The organism is Streptosporangium sp. OZ121 (assembly GCF_051918885.1).
Taxonomy (GTDB): Bacteria; Actinomycetota; Actinomycetes; order Streptosporangiales; family Streptosporangiaceae; genus Streptosporangium.
The window spans coordinates 1-12037 of the sequence record NZ_JBPXMC010000027.1 but is presented as its reverse complement, the minus strand read 5'-3'; the positions used below and the strand labels follow the sequence as shown (position 1 = coordinate 12037).

Genomic DNA, 12037 nt, shown 5'->3' with positions numbered 1-12037 from the left:
AGGGAGTTCTCCATGCCCGCCGAGACCGAGCTGCTCCCGGTGGTCCGCTACCGCTGCTGCACCTGCAACGGGACCGGCGTCACCGGTGACGGCGAGACCTGCCCCGACTGCGACGGCGTCGGGATCGACAACCACGGCGCATAGTCGTGAACGCCCCCCGCGTGGCCACACAACCGCCAAGTTCCGCGCCACGCCGGGAGCCATCCCTCACAGATCACTCTGCACAGGACGGAACCCATCTTGCCCACCCTGACCGATCCACACGCGGTAGACGGAATGATCTCCCGGCTCCGCGATCCCCACTACGAACGCTGGGCCTCCCAAATCCGCCGGACCGGCGGCTGCCGACAGCCGATCCACCTACGCGGAAAGGTCGAACACTGGGACCGCGCGACCGGCACACTCCTGCACCGCTACAGCACCCACCTGGAACCGGACGGCGTACTGCGGGTGGCCTGCAAGACCAGGCGCGCGACCCGCTGCCCGTCCTGCGCCGAGACCTATCGGGCCGACACCTACCAGCTGGTGCGCGCGGGCCTGGTCGGCGGCAAGGGCGTCCCTGCCTCGGTGAGCGCGCACCCGTGCCTGTTCGTCACGCTCACCGCGCCGTCCTTCGGGCCGGTGCACGTACGACGGAAGAAGAACGGCAAGGTCCTGCCGTGTCACGCCCGCCGCGACGCCGAGACGTGCCCGCACGGGCGGGTCATGTCCTGCACCGCCCGGCACAGGGCCGACGAACCGTGTCTCGGTGAACCGCTGTGCCCGGAGTGCTACGACTACGCGGGCTCGGTGCTGTTCAACGCGATGTCCCCGGAGCTGTGGCGGCGCTTCACCGAGGCCCTGCGCCGACGCATCGCCAAGAACGCCGGACTGACCCAGCGAGAACTACGTGAGCAAGCGGTCATCTCCTTCGCCAAGGTGGCCGAGTACCAGCGGCGCGGAGTCGTCCACTTCCACGCCGTGATCCGCCTCGACGGCTCGGAGGGACCGGTCACGGCTCCCCCGGCCTGGGCGACGGCCGACCTGATGACGGACGCCGTACGGCATGCCGCCTCGGCGGTCGCGGTGACCGTGCCGAAGGTTCCCGGTGAGCCCACGCGGGTCTTTCGGTGGGGCACGCAGCTCGACGTCCGACAGATCACCATGGACGGCGACCTCTCCGAACAGGCCGTCGCCGCCTACATCGCCAAATACGCGACCAAAGCCGCCGAGTGCGTCGGCACGCTGGACCGGCGCATCAACCTCCTCGACGACCTGACCGCCCTGCCGATTCGCGACCACCCTCGACGTCTCATCGCCGAGTGCATGCGCCTGGGCGTCCTCGACGAGCTGACCGAGTTTCGGCTCGTGCAATGGGCTCACACTCTGGGCTTCCGCGGCCACTTCTCCACGAAGTCACGGCGCTACTCCACCACCCTCGGCGACCTCCGCGCCGAACGGGCCGACCACATGCGCGACGAGGCCGTCAGCACTGGCCGACTCCCCCTCTTCGAAGAAGACACCGTGCTCGTCACCTCCCACTGGGACTACGCCGGACAGGGCCTGTCGGCCGGTGAACGACTCCTCGCCGCCGCCTTGAGCGGCACCGATCTACTTCCCCCCGCGTTCCCACCGGAGGCCGTGCATGGATGACGAGCAACTCCTGACCGTCGACGAGGCCGCCGCCCGCCTCCGGGTGAGCCGGTGGACCCTCTACTGCCTGATCCGCTCGAACGAGATCCGAAGCCTGAAGATCCGCCGTCGCCGTCTCATCCCGGTCGACGCGGTGACCGAGTGCATCCACAACCTGATGGAGGCGGCGTGATGACCAGGACAGCACTCGGCACACCGGAGGAAGGGCCGAAGCGGCAGAGCAAGCGTCGCATGCGGAAGCGCTCCAACGGTGAGGGGAGCATCTGGCCCCGGAAGGACGGCCGGTACGGCTACGCCGCCTTCGTGCCCACCACGGGCGGTGCCGTCAAGCGCGTGCAGGGCTCGGCCCGATCCCAGGAAGATGCGCGGAAGAAGCTGACCGAGCTTCTCAAGAACTCCGACGAGGGCATCCCCGTCTCCTCGGAGAACTGGACGGTCGGCGACTACCTGAACTACTGGCTCAAGTACATCGTCCGCGAGGAGCGGCGCCCCAAGACCTACCAGGGCTACGAGGGCGTCGTCCGGCTGCACCTGATCCCCGGTCTGGGCAAGCGACGGCTGAGCAAGCTCAACGCCCAAGAGGTCCGGCTGTTCATCACCCGGACCCGTACCGAGTGCCAGTGCTGCAAGCACGGCTGGGACGCCTCCCGTGAGACTCCCGTCTGCTGCGCGATCAAGGACGGTGAGTGCTGCGAGTCACGGCTGTCGACCCGCATGGTCCAATCCGTGCACGCCGTACTCCGCAACGCTCTGGAGTCCGCGGTACGGGAGGAAATCATCCCGCGCAACGCGGCGAAGCTCGTCAAGGTCCCGGTCCCCAAGTACAAGGTCAACCGCGGCCTGACCGTCCCTCAGTCCCGCCTGGTCCTCAAGGCCGCCCACGAACACCGGCTATCGGCTCTCTACGTCCTGGCACTCTGCCTCGGACTGCGGCGCGGGGAGCTCCTCGGGCTGCGCTGGGTGGACATCGACCTCGACGGCGCGAAACTCGAAGTGATCCAGACCCTTCAGCGTGTCGAGGGCCGTCTCCAGTTCGTCCGGCCCAAGACCAATGACTCCGAGCGAGCCGTTCCGCTTCCCTCGATCTGTGTGGAAGCGCTCCGGGCGCATCGCAAGCAGCAGTTCGCCGAACGTTCCGACCGCTGGGACGACTGGGAGGAACACGGCCTGGTCTTCCCGTCTCGGCGCGGAACGCCCATGGAACCGGACAACCTTCGCCGAAGCTGGGGAGCCATCCGCAAGGCCGCCGGCCTCGGGGACATGCGCTTTCACGATCTCCGCCACACCTGCGTGACTCTGCTGCTCAACCTCGGCGTGCCGCCCCAGGTCGTCCGCGACATCGTCGGCCACAGCGACATCGAAGTAACGATGACGATCTATGCTCATGTCTCCCTCGACGACAAGCGCCACGCTCTCGGGAAGCTCGGAGACGCCCTAGGTTGAATCAACCGACCGTTGATGCCCTGTCCTCGAATCAGGACGGGGCATCACGCCGTTGACGGCAATCCCGGATCGGACCGCCGGGTGGTGAACATCCGGGCTGTAGAGGATCACCTCAGCACGACATCCACCCTGTTCTCTTCGAAGACGGTGTGGATGACATCGAAGTAGGTCGCCTTGGCACCCGCTCCCTCGAATGAGAAGGCGAGGGATTCCCGAGCGATATGCGAATGGTGCCAGACCAGCGTGAAAGGTGCCTCCGCTCCGAATCTCCCACGCAGGCAATCGCTCAGCGCGTCGAGATTCCAGCCGAAGTAACCCCCCGGCCCGTTGACCGCTTCCCCGATCGCCAGGTAGAAACTCGCCTTGTCGGCGACGTGCGTTCCGTCGAGATCGTAGGTGCGCCCCGATGGGCGATCAGGGTGTCCTGTCCGCCAGCGGCTGTTGTGGAAGACGACGGTCAGCCACTCTTCTCTGTCCGCCCCCACGGAGCCGGCCCACTGGTTGATCCGGTCGGGCCTGGCCGTACGCCAACGCTCCCAGACGTGCCGCGTACGAGAAGAAGGGACGTCATCCCCACAGCGGGCGACCAGGTCCACCCGTTCACGGCCGAGCGGTGAGGGCCGCCAGTCGATGATCTCGCCCATCCAGAACTCCGCGAGCGGATTCCCGGCCGTATCAAGCATCCGGAGCGCACCCGGCCCCAGCGGATTCCTCAGGCGGTGGCGCTTGGACCCGCTGAGGTAGTCACGCATCCGCGGGGAGGGAAGGCACCCCAGGATTTCGACGGTCCCACGTTCGTCGTCCTCCGGCGCCTCGACGAAGACGCCTTCGGCATCAAGACAGGAGCCACAGATTTGCTTATCCGCGTCAATCAGCAGAAATTTCGGCTGGACATCATCCACGTGTCTCACGCTCGCCGGTAATCGGATGACGTTGCTGTCACCGAAGATCAAAAAAGCCCCGAACGATAATCGCTCGGGGCGTTTGTGCTGCTCAGCTGCTGTGGTCAGGGGCGGGGTCGAACCGCCGACCTTCCGCTTTTCAGGCGGACGCTCGTACCGACTGAGCTACCTGACCTCGGTGGTGGATCGAACACCTACCAGAGCGGTCCTGACGGGACTTGAACCCGCGACCTCCACCTTGACAGGGTGGCGAGCACTCCAAACTGCTCTACAGGACCTTGCTTCCGGGGCTTTTGTCCCGGTCTTTCTTGCCTTGCTTAGCCTACCAGTTTTCCGGAGGTCTTCGACCTGCCGTTTCCCTGGCGAGCCTTGGCTCGGCCGTGCCCCCAACGGGATTCGAACCCGTGTCGCCGCCTTGAAAGGGCGGTGTCCTAGGCCACTAGACGATGGGGGCTCGAGACTCTCATCTCGTTCCGTCGCCGTCTTCCGCTGGAGACCTCTGAAGCATAGGGGACTTTTGCCCCCGATGCCAAAGCGGTTTGCGGCCTACGGCGTCGGTGTGACGGTGATCGACCCCGTTGGAGACGGGGTAGTCGTCGGCACAGGAGAAATTGTACGGCCAGGGTCGGTCTCTACGTGACGCTGGATCTGAACCGACTGCTCGCCGAGCCCTCCCAGGGTGATGTCGTCCCAGGCCCGCAGGCGGTGCGTGTTGGCGTCGAAGTACAGAACGGAGGCCGCGACGGGGGTGGGTTCGTCGTGTTCGAGGGCCCGCAGACCCGCTCCGCCCGTGGATCCCTGGACCAGAAGGCGGGTGCCCGAGGGCAGCAACTCGGTGGATCGCTCGTGGGAGTGACCGGTGAGGACCATCGGGACCGCACCGGAGAACCCCTTGGCGATCGTCGGGTCGTGGACGGCGACCAGATCGACCTGCTTGGGCAGCTTCGCCAGCTCGGCGGCGCGCGAGCGGCCGAGGGCGGCGAGCGATTCGAGGTTGGAGTCGACGGGGACGGACTTGTCCGGGGTGAACCGTGGGTCGCCCATGCCGTAGATGCGCAGTCCCGCCACGGTCTTGGTCTCGCCGTCGAGGACGACCGCGCCCTTCTGCCTGGCCACGGCCCGCTGGGTGGCCATGGAGTCGTGGTTGCCCCTGACGAAGACGTACGGGACGCCGAAGGTGCCGATCTCCTCGGTGAACCTGTCCTCGGGGCCGGTGCCGTGGTCGGTCAGGTCACCGGTGTCGATGATCGCGTCGATCTTGAACTGGGCGGTGACCGAGCGGATGAGGTTCCAGGCGATGGGGCTGAGGTGGATGTCGGAGACGTGCAGCACCCGGATGGAGGTGGGGTCGGCGTCGTAGACCGGCAGGGCGGAGACGACGTCGTAGAGCTGGGAGACGTTGTTGACGAGCTTGGCGAGTTGGACCCGATAGGACTCGAACCTGGTCACGATCGACTCGGCGTCGCCGACGAGGGACGGCGCGCCGGCCAGCAGGCCGGTGTACTTGGGTTCCACCACGGAGTCGGGCCGGAAGGTCAGGGCGATGGCGGCGCCCGTACCGGCGATCGCGACGGTGATGCCCATCATGCCCGCCAGGGCCGGTCCCGGCCGGCGAAAGACGATCAGGGACGTGATCAGGGCGCCCAACAGCCCGGAGAGCGCGGCACGCAGGATCAGCGTCCTGACGCCGGCGCCCAGTTCCTCCTCCAGGAGCGCGGGAAGCCGGTCGGCGGAGAATCGCGGGTCGTCCAGGAATCCGCGGGCCCGGTCGGGGTTGATGTTCTCCAGGGTCACCCGGAGGCCGACCGGGGCGTCGTGGGTGTCGAACAGAAGTGTGCCGAAAGGGTGAGCGTCGACAACGGTCTCCCCCGCCCACGAGGGCTCCGCCGACATGCCGAGCTCCACCGGGCCGACGTTGGCCCGTACGGCCCCGCCCAGCATGATGCCGAGCCACGCGCCGGCCAGGGCGACGGCGGCGACGACCAGGCCACGGGCGATTCGCCCGGTGGCGACACGACGGGCTCCCTGGGTCCAATCAGCGAATTTCATGCGCCTCCACCTCTACCCGGTATCACGGGGCAGAATGACGGGTGTGATCGAGATCTCGCGGGAGAAGTTCGAGGAGCTCGTGGCCGAGGCTCTGGACACCATTCCCCCCGAGCTGACGAAAGTCATGGACAACGTGGTGCTCGTCGTCGTCGACGACCCACCCGAACCGGATCTTCTAGGTCTCTACACGGGTATCCCGCTCACCGAGCGGGGCGAGTGGTACGCAGGAGTGCTACCCGACCGCATAGAGATCTACCGCAACCCGATCTGCTCTATATGCGAGACAGAAGATCAGGTCATCGAAGAGGTGCAGATAACCGTCGTCCATGAGATCGCCCACCATTTCGGCATCGACGATGACCGGTTGCACGAGCTGGGCTGGTAAGTAACCCTGCACCGCACGTCAAAGGCCTCCTATCCGGAATGTCGCCGCTTATCATCACGGTTTGCATGCGCTTGATTGCTTTCGGTTGCGCGGCGGCCTTGTAGCAGGCACCGTAGGTTACACAGTGAACACCCACAGTCAGTGTGCCTGCGAGCTCAGCGGAGTCCTATGGCGGCGACCAAGTCCGGCCGACTACCCGGGCGGCATCGCCGTCCGGCGGAACGCCAAGCGACCTACGGCGAGGTCATCGCCATCAGGGAGTTCCGCGCGCTCTGGCTCGGCCAGGGGCTTTCCCTCCTCGGCGACCAGCTCTCACGGGTGGCGCTGTCCGTCCTGGTCTTCGAGCGGACGGACTCGCCCCTGGCGACGGCGTCGGTCTATGCCCTGACCTACCTGCCGCCGATCATCGGCGGACCGCTTCTCGCGGGGCTCGCCGACCGCCACGCCCGCCGGCGCATCATGATCGCCTGCGACCTGCTCCGGGCCCTGTTGGTCGCGCTCATGGCGATTCCCGGCGTCTCGTTCGCCACGCTGTGCGTGCTGGTCTTCTGCGTCGTGCTGCTCAGCGCGCCGTTCTCCGCGGCGCGGGCGGCCCTGCTGCCGGAGTTGCTGGAGGGCGACCGCTACGTGGCGGGGTCCGCCCTGCAGAACATGACCAACCAGGGCGCGCAGATGCTCGGCTTCGCCGTCGGCGGCGTCCTGATCATGGGAATGGGGCCGTACCGCGCGCTGGCGCTGGACGCGGCGACCTTCCTGGCCTCCGCGCTCATCATCGTCTCGGGGGTACGGCGGCGTCCCGCCCCCATCCCCTCCGACGAGAACCGGCCCTCGATGTGGACGATGACCCGTGCCGGCGCCAGGCTGGTCTTCGGCGACCCCCGGCTGCGTACGCTGGTGCTCTTCGCCTGGCTCTGTGGCTTCTACGTGCTGCCCGAGGGGATCGCGAGCCCGTACGCCGACGAGCTGACCGGGAATCCCCAGGAGCTCTCACTGGTCACCGGTCTGCTGATGGGCGCGATGCCCACCGGTACCGTCGTCGGCGCGTTCCTGTACAGCCGCTACGTCAGCCCATCGAACCGGCTGCGATCGATGGGCTGGATGGCGATGCTGACCTGCGCGCCGCTGATCCTGTGCGCCGCGCAGCCACCGCTTCCTGTGGTGCTGCTGTTGTGGTTCGTCTCCGGCCTGGGCGGGGCCTACCAGCTCGCGGCCAACGCCGCCTTCGTGCAGTGCGTCCCCGCCGAGCAGCGGGGACAGGCCTTCGGCCTGGTCCAATCGGGTCTGCTGGCCTCCCAGGGCATCGGCATCCTGGTCGGCGGGGCCGCGGCCGACCGGCTCGGCCCCGAGACGGTGGTCGCACTGGCCGGCGCGACCGGTCTTGCCCTGGCGGCCGCGCTGGCCGTGCTCTGGAGGGGTTCCCGCAGGGAGATCATCGAGAGGGTTCGCGCGGAGGCGACCTCCTGACTCACACCTGGGGTCGGGTGTCGTCGTCCTGCCGCGGCGCCGTGCCGTACGGGGCCTGGGGAGCGACGGGCGGGGCGGGCGGGAAGGGGGCCTGGTGGGTGGGGTACTCCGAGGCCGGCTGGTGCGGCGCGCGGTGCTGGTCGGTGGCCTTGTTGGTGGCCTTGGCCCAACTCTGCTCGGCCTTGGTCCTGGCGTCCACCCAGATCGGGTTGTCCTTGTTCTTGTCGATCACGTCCTGAAGGACCGACCTGTCCTTGTTCTCGTCGGGCAGGAGCACCCAGCCGATCGCGTAGACCGCCACCCCGAGGCCACCGAAGAAGGTGGCGATGGCGAGGGCGGCGCGGATGATGTTGGGGTCCACCCCGATGTAGCGTCCGAGGCCGGAGGCCACACCCGCGATGATCCGCCCGTCTCTGGTCCTCTGGAGTTTCTTGACGCCGGAGAAATCGTTTTCGTTCATGTCCTCAGACTGCCCGAGAGCGGACCTTCCTCACATCGGGATTCCCCCTGGCACGACCCTGACATACACCCCGCCCCTGGCCGAACGTGACCCTGACCCCTGCCCCACCCGCACCGGTAATACCCTGACAGGGCCGAAGAGAGAGGGAATCTCATGGACGATCTCCTGCGCATCGACGACACGCTCTCCGAGGAGCAGCGCCTCATCCGTGACACCGTGCGGGACCTCGTCGCGGACCGGATCCTGCCCCACGTCGGCGACTGGTTCGAGGAGGCCGCCTTCCCCGCCCGCGAGCTCGCCCCGGCACTCGGCTCGCTCGGCGTGCTGGGCATGCACCTGGAGGGGTACGGCTGCGCGGGCCTCGACTCCGTCTCGTACGGTGTGGCCTGCCGCGAACTGGAGGCGGGAGACTCCGGGCTGCGGTCGTTCGTGTCCGTGCAGGGCTCGCTCGCGATGTTCCCGATCTGGAAGTACGGCTCGGCGGAGCAGAAGGACGAGTGGCTCCCCCGGATGGCCGCGGGCGAGGCGATCGGCTGCTTCGGCCTGACCGAGCCCGACCAGGGCTCCGACCCGGCGGGGATGCGCACCCACGCCAAGCAGGACCCCTCGGGCGACTGGATCCTCAACGGCTCCAAGATGTGGATCACCAACGGCTCCATCGCCGACGTCGCCGTGGTCTGGGCGCAGACCGAGGACGGCGTCCGCGGCTTCGTGGTGCCCACGGACACCCCGGGCTTCACCGCCCCGGAGATCCACCGGAAGATGTCCCTGCGGGCCTCGGTGACCTCGTCGCTGTACTTCGACGACGTCCGGCTGCCCGCCTCCGCCGTGCTGCCCGGGGTGAGCGGCCTGAAGGGCCCGCTGTCGTGCCTGTCGGAGGCCCGTTTCGGCATCGTGTGGGGTGTGGTGGGCGCCGCCCGCGCCTGCCTGGAGTCGGCCGTCGACTACTCCACCTCCCGCGTCCAGTTCGGCAGGCCCATCGGCGGCTTCCAGCTGACCCAGGAGAAACTCGCCTGGATGTACGTCGGCCTGGGGCAGTCGCAGCTCACCGCCCTCCACCTGGGCCGCCTCAAGGACGCGGGAACCCTCACCCCGCGCCAGATCAGCTTCGGCAAGCTCGCCAACGTCCGCGCCGCCCTGGACATCGCCCGCCAGGCACGCTCCATCCTCGGCGGTAACGGCATCACGCTGGAGTATCCGGTGATCCGGCACATGAACAACCTGGAGAGCGTCCTGACGTACGAGGGGACCGAGGAGATCCACACGCTCGTGCTCGGCGAGGCCCTGACCGGCATCCCCGCCTACCGCTGATCTCCCGCCTACCGGCGGCGAGGGTGCCGCTGGGGCAGCCCGGAGGGACACCATTCGGGGGCACGGGCGGCCCTGTCGAGCTCCTCCTCCCAGGAGACGCCCGTACGCAGGTAGAAGCGGAGCAGCTCGGCGCCGGCGCGGGCGTCGGCCAGCGCTGCGTGCGCGCCGAAGAGCGGGATACCGGCGCGCTCGCAGCACGCGGCGAGCGTCCACCTGCCGTCGGGGAGGAAGGCGGGCGCCAACCGCTGCGTGCACAGGGTCTCGGTCACCCACTCGCTGCCGGGGAGACTCCGCAGGAAGCGCAGGTCGAAGGAGGCGTTGTGGGCCACCAGGACCCGGCCGGCGACCCGCCGCCAGATGTCGTCCAGCAGCTCCTCGATCACCGGAGCGCCCTGGACCATCGCGCTGGTGATGCCGTGGACGTGGACGGCCCCGGTGCCGCGCCGGGGGTCGACCAGCGAGTGCCACTCGTCGACGGTCTCGCCCCGCGCGTCCAGCGAGATGAGCGCGATCTCGCAGATCCGGTCGCCCCTCGACGGGGAGAAACCTGTGGTCTCCACATCGACCACGACATACCCTGGGCGCGTGGAGACGGGAGAGGTGAGGGCGGGCTCAAGCCCCGAGCTCGTCATGCCTGCCACTCTAGGAGCCGTTCCCGCCCCCCACCGGCCGTTCCGCAAACAGATGACCATGAATGGGCCTGGCGACGGACGTTAGTGGACACTATCCTCGGTACGCTGTCACCTGCGGGGCGTTAGCTCAATGGTTAGAGCTGCGGACTTTTAATCCGTAGGTTCTGGGTTCGAGTCCCAGGCGCCCTACCACTCCCGACCAGGAACTTAGGCTCTGACCTGGGTCTTTGCTCTTGTCGACCTTTCCCGGCGCATGCGACCGCCCGTCGGTGGTCCCGGAATGTACGCGGAATGGGACCACCGGCGTTTCCCCGGGTCGGCGCGAGCGTTCCGGAAGCTCGCGCAACGATTCCGGGGACGCGACCACGGCGGAGGCCACACGACGAAGGGCCCGGAGGGGTGGCCGCGGTCCCTGGCGTCCTGCCGTCAGGAATCTCCGCCCCGTGTCCGGAGCGACACGGGGCGGGCGACCAAAGATCAGGAAAGCCGCAGGTCGATCCAGGGAATGGTGTCTCCCGGCAGCAGGTAACGCTCGGTCTCGACGAACCCGTGCTTGCGCGCGAACCGCAGGCCGTCCTCGTTGGAGGACAGGACGACGGTCTCGATCACTTCGGCACCGAGCTCCCGTGCCCGCCGCAGCCCGCGCGTATAAAGTTCCTCGCCGAACCCCCGCCCACGATGAGCGGCGAGCACACGGGCGATCACTGTGGCCGTCGACGTGTCATCCGTCGGCGGGCGCACGGTGCTGCAGCCCACGAGAACGTCACCGAGATACGCGACCTCCAGGTGATGCCGCCGGGCGCGTTCCCGTACCTCGTCCAGAGACAGGCCGTGGGTAGGGATGATCACGTTGTGGACGTACTGCCAGTCTTCGAGCTCGGTGTCGTCGTCTGGCCGTTTGACGCGAAGATCGGACATCGCAAAAGGAAACCGGAGCACGTCGCGGAGCGTCAACTCGGTTTGCCTCGACAACGAGGCGTCGCCCCGGACACGGCACGCGACCAGACCATCGCCGCCGGGGTCACATGTCGATGATCTCGCAGATGACGGCGCCGGAGGCGATGGTCTGGCCCGTGGTGACGCCGAGGTTGGTGATCATGCCTGGTTTGTGGGCGGTGATGGCCTGCTCCATTTTCATGGCCTCGATGACCACCACGAGGTCGCCGGTGTCGACCAGGTCCCCGTCGATCCTGGCGACCATCGCGACGGTGGCCTGCATGGAGCTGACCAGCGCGTCTCCCCCCACCGGCGCCTGCTTGGCCATGCCGCCGCCGCGCCGCGGCGTCCTGGGCGCCGGAGCCGGCGCGGCGGAGCCGAAGCCCGCGGGCAGCACCACTTCCAGCCGCCTGCCGCCGACCTCGATGAGCACCTTCTCGCGAGGTCGCGCCGCCTCGATGTCGCCGGTTCCCGAGTGGGGCGGAATGGTGTTGTCGAACTCGGTCTCGATCCAGCGGGTGTGGACGGCGAAGGGTTCGGAGGTGAACGCCGGGTCCGCCACGATCGCGCGGTGGAAGGGCAGCACGGTCGGCATCCCCTCGATCTCCAGCTCCGCCAGCGCCCGCCGCGACCTTTCCAGGGCCACCGTGCGGTTCTGCCCGGTCACGATGAGCTTGGCCACGAGCGAGTCGAAGGTCTGCGGCACCGTCTTTCCGGCCTCGTAGCCCGCGTCGAGGCGGACGCCCGGCCCCGACGGGGTGCGCATGGCGGTGAGCGTGCCGGGTGCGGGCAGGAAGTTGCGGCCGGCGTCCTCGGCGTTGAT

Annotated in this window: 13 protein-coding genes and 4 tRNA genes; 8 read left to right on the top strand and 9 right to left on the bottom strand. The window is 68.0% G+C overall.

What is annotated here, in order from left to right; translation table 11 throughout:
* Window positions 1-12: 12 nt before the first annotated feature.
* The 4 genes from ACTOQ1_RS33655 to ACTOQ1_RS33640 all read left to right on the top strand — a co-directional run bounded on the left by ACTOQ1_RS33655 (window position 13) and on the right by ACTOQ1_RS33640 (window position 3075).
* A complete protein-coding gene (locus tag ACTOQ1_RS33655) occupies window positions 13-144 on the top strand; it encodes a hypothetical protein (protein WP_436764353.1) in 132 nt (43 codons plus the stop codon).
* A gap of 132 nt (window positions 145-276) precedes the next feature.
* Window positions 277-1632 carry a replication initiator gene (locus ACTOQ1_RS33650; RefSeq protein ID WP_440072005.1) on the top strand — a complete coding sequence of 452 codons (1356 nt, stop codon included), beginning with the start codon at window positions 277-279 and terminating at the stop codon, window positions 1630-1632.
* Window positions 1625-1804 (top strand): excisionase family DNA-binding protein, encoded by a 180-nt coding sequence (locus tag ACTOQ1_RS33645; RefSeq protein ID WP_030905170.1) that lies wholly within the window; start codon window positions 1625-1627, stop codon window positions 1802-1804. Before ACTOQ1_RS33650 ends, ACTOQ1_RS33645 begins: the two co-directional genes overlap by 8 nt.
* Window positions 1804-3075 carry a tyrosine-type recombinase/integrase gene (locus ACTOQ1_RS33640; RefSeq protein ID WP_440072004.1) on the top strand — a complete coding sequence of 424 codons (1272 nt, stop codon included), beginning with the start codon at window positions 1804-1806 and terminating at the stop codon, window positions 3073-3075. The genes ACTOQ1_RS33645 and ACTOQ1_RS33640 overlap by 1 nt, the downstream gene beginning before the upstream one ends.
* Before the next feature lie 107 nt (window positions 3076-3182).
* Here ACTOQ1_RS33640 and ACTOQ1_RS33635 read toward each other — a convergent pair whose 3' ends face one another.
* From ACTOQ1_RS33635 to ACTOQ1_RS33615, 5 genes are all read right to left on the bottom strand, one after another.
* Entirely contained in the window at window positions 3183-3977 is a 795-nt protein-coding gene (locus ACTOQ1_RS33635) for a barstar family protein (protein WP_440072003.1), read from the bottom strand.
* Between the two features lie 101 nt (window positions 3978-4078).
* Window positions 4079-4152: transfer RNA gene (locus ACTOQ1_RS33630), tRNA-Phe, on the bottom strand.
* A 28-nt stretch (window positions 4153-4180) separates the two neighbouring features.
* Window positions 4181-4255, bottom strand: a tRNA-Asp gene (locus ACTOQ1_RS33625).
* A gap of 103 nt (window positions 4256-4358) precedes the next feature.
* Window positions 4359-4431 (bottom strand) — tRNA-Glu (locus ACTOQ1_RS33620).
* Window positions 4432-4523: 92 nt separating this feature from the next.
* The gene (locus ACTOQ1_RS33615) at window positions 4524-6026 is read right to left on the bottom strand and encodes a metallophosphoesterase family protein (protein WP_440072002.1); all 1503 of its coding nucleotides are present in this window, start codon (window positions 6024-6026) and stop codon (window positions 4524-4526) included.
* Between the two features lie 34 nt (window positions 6027-6060).
* On the opposite strand from ACTOQ1_RS33615, the gene ACTOQ1_RS33610 reads away from it, so the two are divergent.
* The gene (locus ACTOQ1_RS33610; protein WP_350972320.1) at window positions 6061-6411 is read left to right on the top strand and encodes a metallopeptidase family protein; all 351 of its coding nucleotides are present in this window, start codon (window positions 6061-6063) and stop codon (window positions 6409-6411) included.
* A 168-nt stretch (window positions 6412-6579) separates the two neighbouring features.
* Window positions 6580-7875, top strand: coding sequence for an MFS transporter (locus ACTOQ1_RS33605; RefSeq protein WP_440072001.1), 1296 nt, complete (start codon window positions 6580-6582; stop codon window positions 7873-7875).
* A gap of 1 nt (window position 7876) precedes the next feature.
* Here ACTOQ1_RS33605 and ACTOQ1_RS33600 read toward each other — a convergent pair whose 3' ends face one another.
* Entirely contained in the window at window positions 7877-8335 is a 459-nt protein-coding gene (locus ACTOQ1_RS33600; protein WP_440072000.1) for a PspC domain-containing protein, read from the bottom strand.
* Between the two features lie 153 nt (window positions 8336-8488).
* Here ACTOQ1_RS33600 and ACTOQ1_RS33595 point away from each other — a divergent pair, with 153 nt between their 5' ends.
* The gene (locus ACTOQ1_RS33595; RefSeq protein ID WP_440071999.1) at window positions 8489-9646 is read left to right on the top strand and encodes an acyl-CoA dehydrogenase family protein; all 1158 of its coding nucleotides are present in this window, start codon (window positions 8489-8491) and stop codon (window positions 9644-9646) included.
* An 8-nt stretch (window positions 9647-9654) separates the two neighbouring features.
* Here the strand turns inward: ACTOQ1_RS33595 and ACTOQ1_RS33590 are convergent, their stop codons facing one another.
* Window positions 9655-10278 carry a 3'-5' exonuclease gene (locus ACTOQ1_RS33590; protein ID WP_440071998.1) on the bottom strand — a complete coding sequence of 208 codons (624 nt, stop codon included), beginning with the start codon at window positions 10276-10278 and terminating at the stop codon, window positions 9655-9657.
* Window positions 10279-10394: 116 nt separating this feature from the next.
* On the opposite strand from ACTOQ1_RS33590, the gene ACTOQ1_RS33585 reads away from it, so the two are divergent.
* Window positions 10395-10470, top strand: a tRNA-Lys gene (locus tag ACTOQ1_RS33585).
* A gap of 285 nt (window positions 10471-10755) precedes the next feature.
* Here ACTOQ1_RS33585 and ACTOQ1_RS33580 read toward each other — a convergent pair.
* On the bottom strand, window positions 10756-11217 hold the full coding sequence (locus ACTOQ1_RS33580; protein ID WP_440071997.1) for an N-acetyltransferase family protein: 462 nt from the start codon (window positions 11215-11217) through the stop codon (window positions 10756-10758).
* Between the two features lie 82 nt (window positions 11218-11299).
* On the bottom strand, window positions 11300-12037 hold a 738-nt coding region (locus tag ACTOQ1_RS33575; RefSeq protein WP_440071996.1), incomplete at its 5' end, for a biotin/lipoyl-containing protein.

What these genes read in the sequence shown, in the direction of transcription:
- ACTOQ1_RS33615 (WP_440072002.1), bottom strand. Translation starts at nt 6,026, where the DNA reads ATGAAATTCGCTGATTGGACCCAGGGAGCCCGTCGTGTCGCCACCGGG.
- ACTOQ1_RS33605 (WP_440072001.1), top strand. Translation starts at nt 6,580, where the DNA reads ATGGCGGCGACCAAGTCCGGCCGACTACCCGGGCGGCATCGCCGTCCG.
- ACTOQ1_RS33645 (WP_030905170.1), top strand. Translation starts at nt 1,625, where the DNA reads ATGGATGACGAGCAACTCCTGACCGTCGACGAGGCCGCCGCCCGCCTC.
- ACTOQ1_RS33600 (WP_440072000.1), bottom strand. Translation starts at nt 8,335, where the DNA reads ATGAACGAAAACGATTTCTCCGGCGTCAAGAAACTCCAGAGGACCAGA.
- ACTOQ1_RS33650 (WP_440072005.1), top strand. Translation starts at nt 277, where the DNA reads ATGATCTCCCGGCTCCGCGATCCCCACTACGAACGCTGGGCCTCCCAA.
- ACTOQ1_RS33610 (WP_350972320.1), top strand. Translation starts at nt 6,061, where the DNA reads ATGACGGGTGTGATCGAGATCTCGCGGGAGAAGTTCGAGGAGCTCGTG.
- ACTOQ1_RS33655 (WP_436764353.1), top strand. Translation starts at nt 13, where the DNA reads ATGCCCGCCGAGACCGAGCTGCTCCCGGTGGTCCGCTACCGCTGCTGC.
- ACTOQ1_RS33640 (WP_440072004.1), top strand. Translation starts at nt 1,804, where the DNA reads ATGACCAGGACAGCACTCGGCACACCGGAGGAAGGGCCGAAGCGGCAG.
- ACTOQ1_RS33595 (WP_440071999.1), top strand. Translation starts at nt 8,489, where the DNA reads ATGGACGATCTCCTGCGCATCGACGACACGCTCTCCGAGGAGCAGCGC.
- ACTOQ1_RS33590 (WP_440071998.1), bottom strand. Translation starts at nt 10,278, where the DNA reads ATGACGAGCTCGGGGCTTGAGCCCGCCCTCACCTCTCCCGTCTCCACG.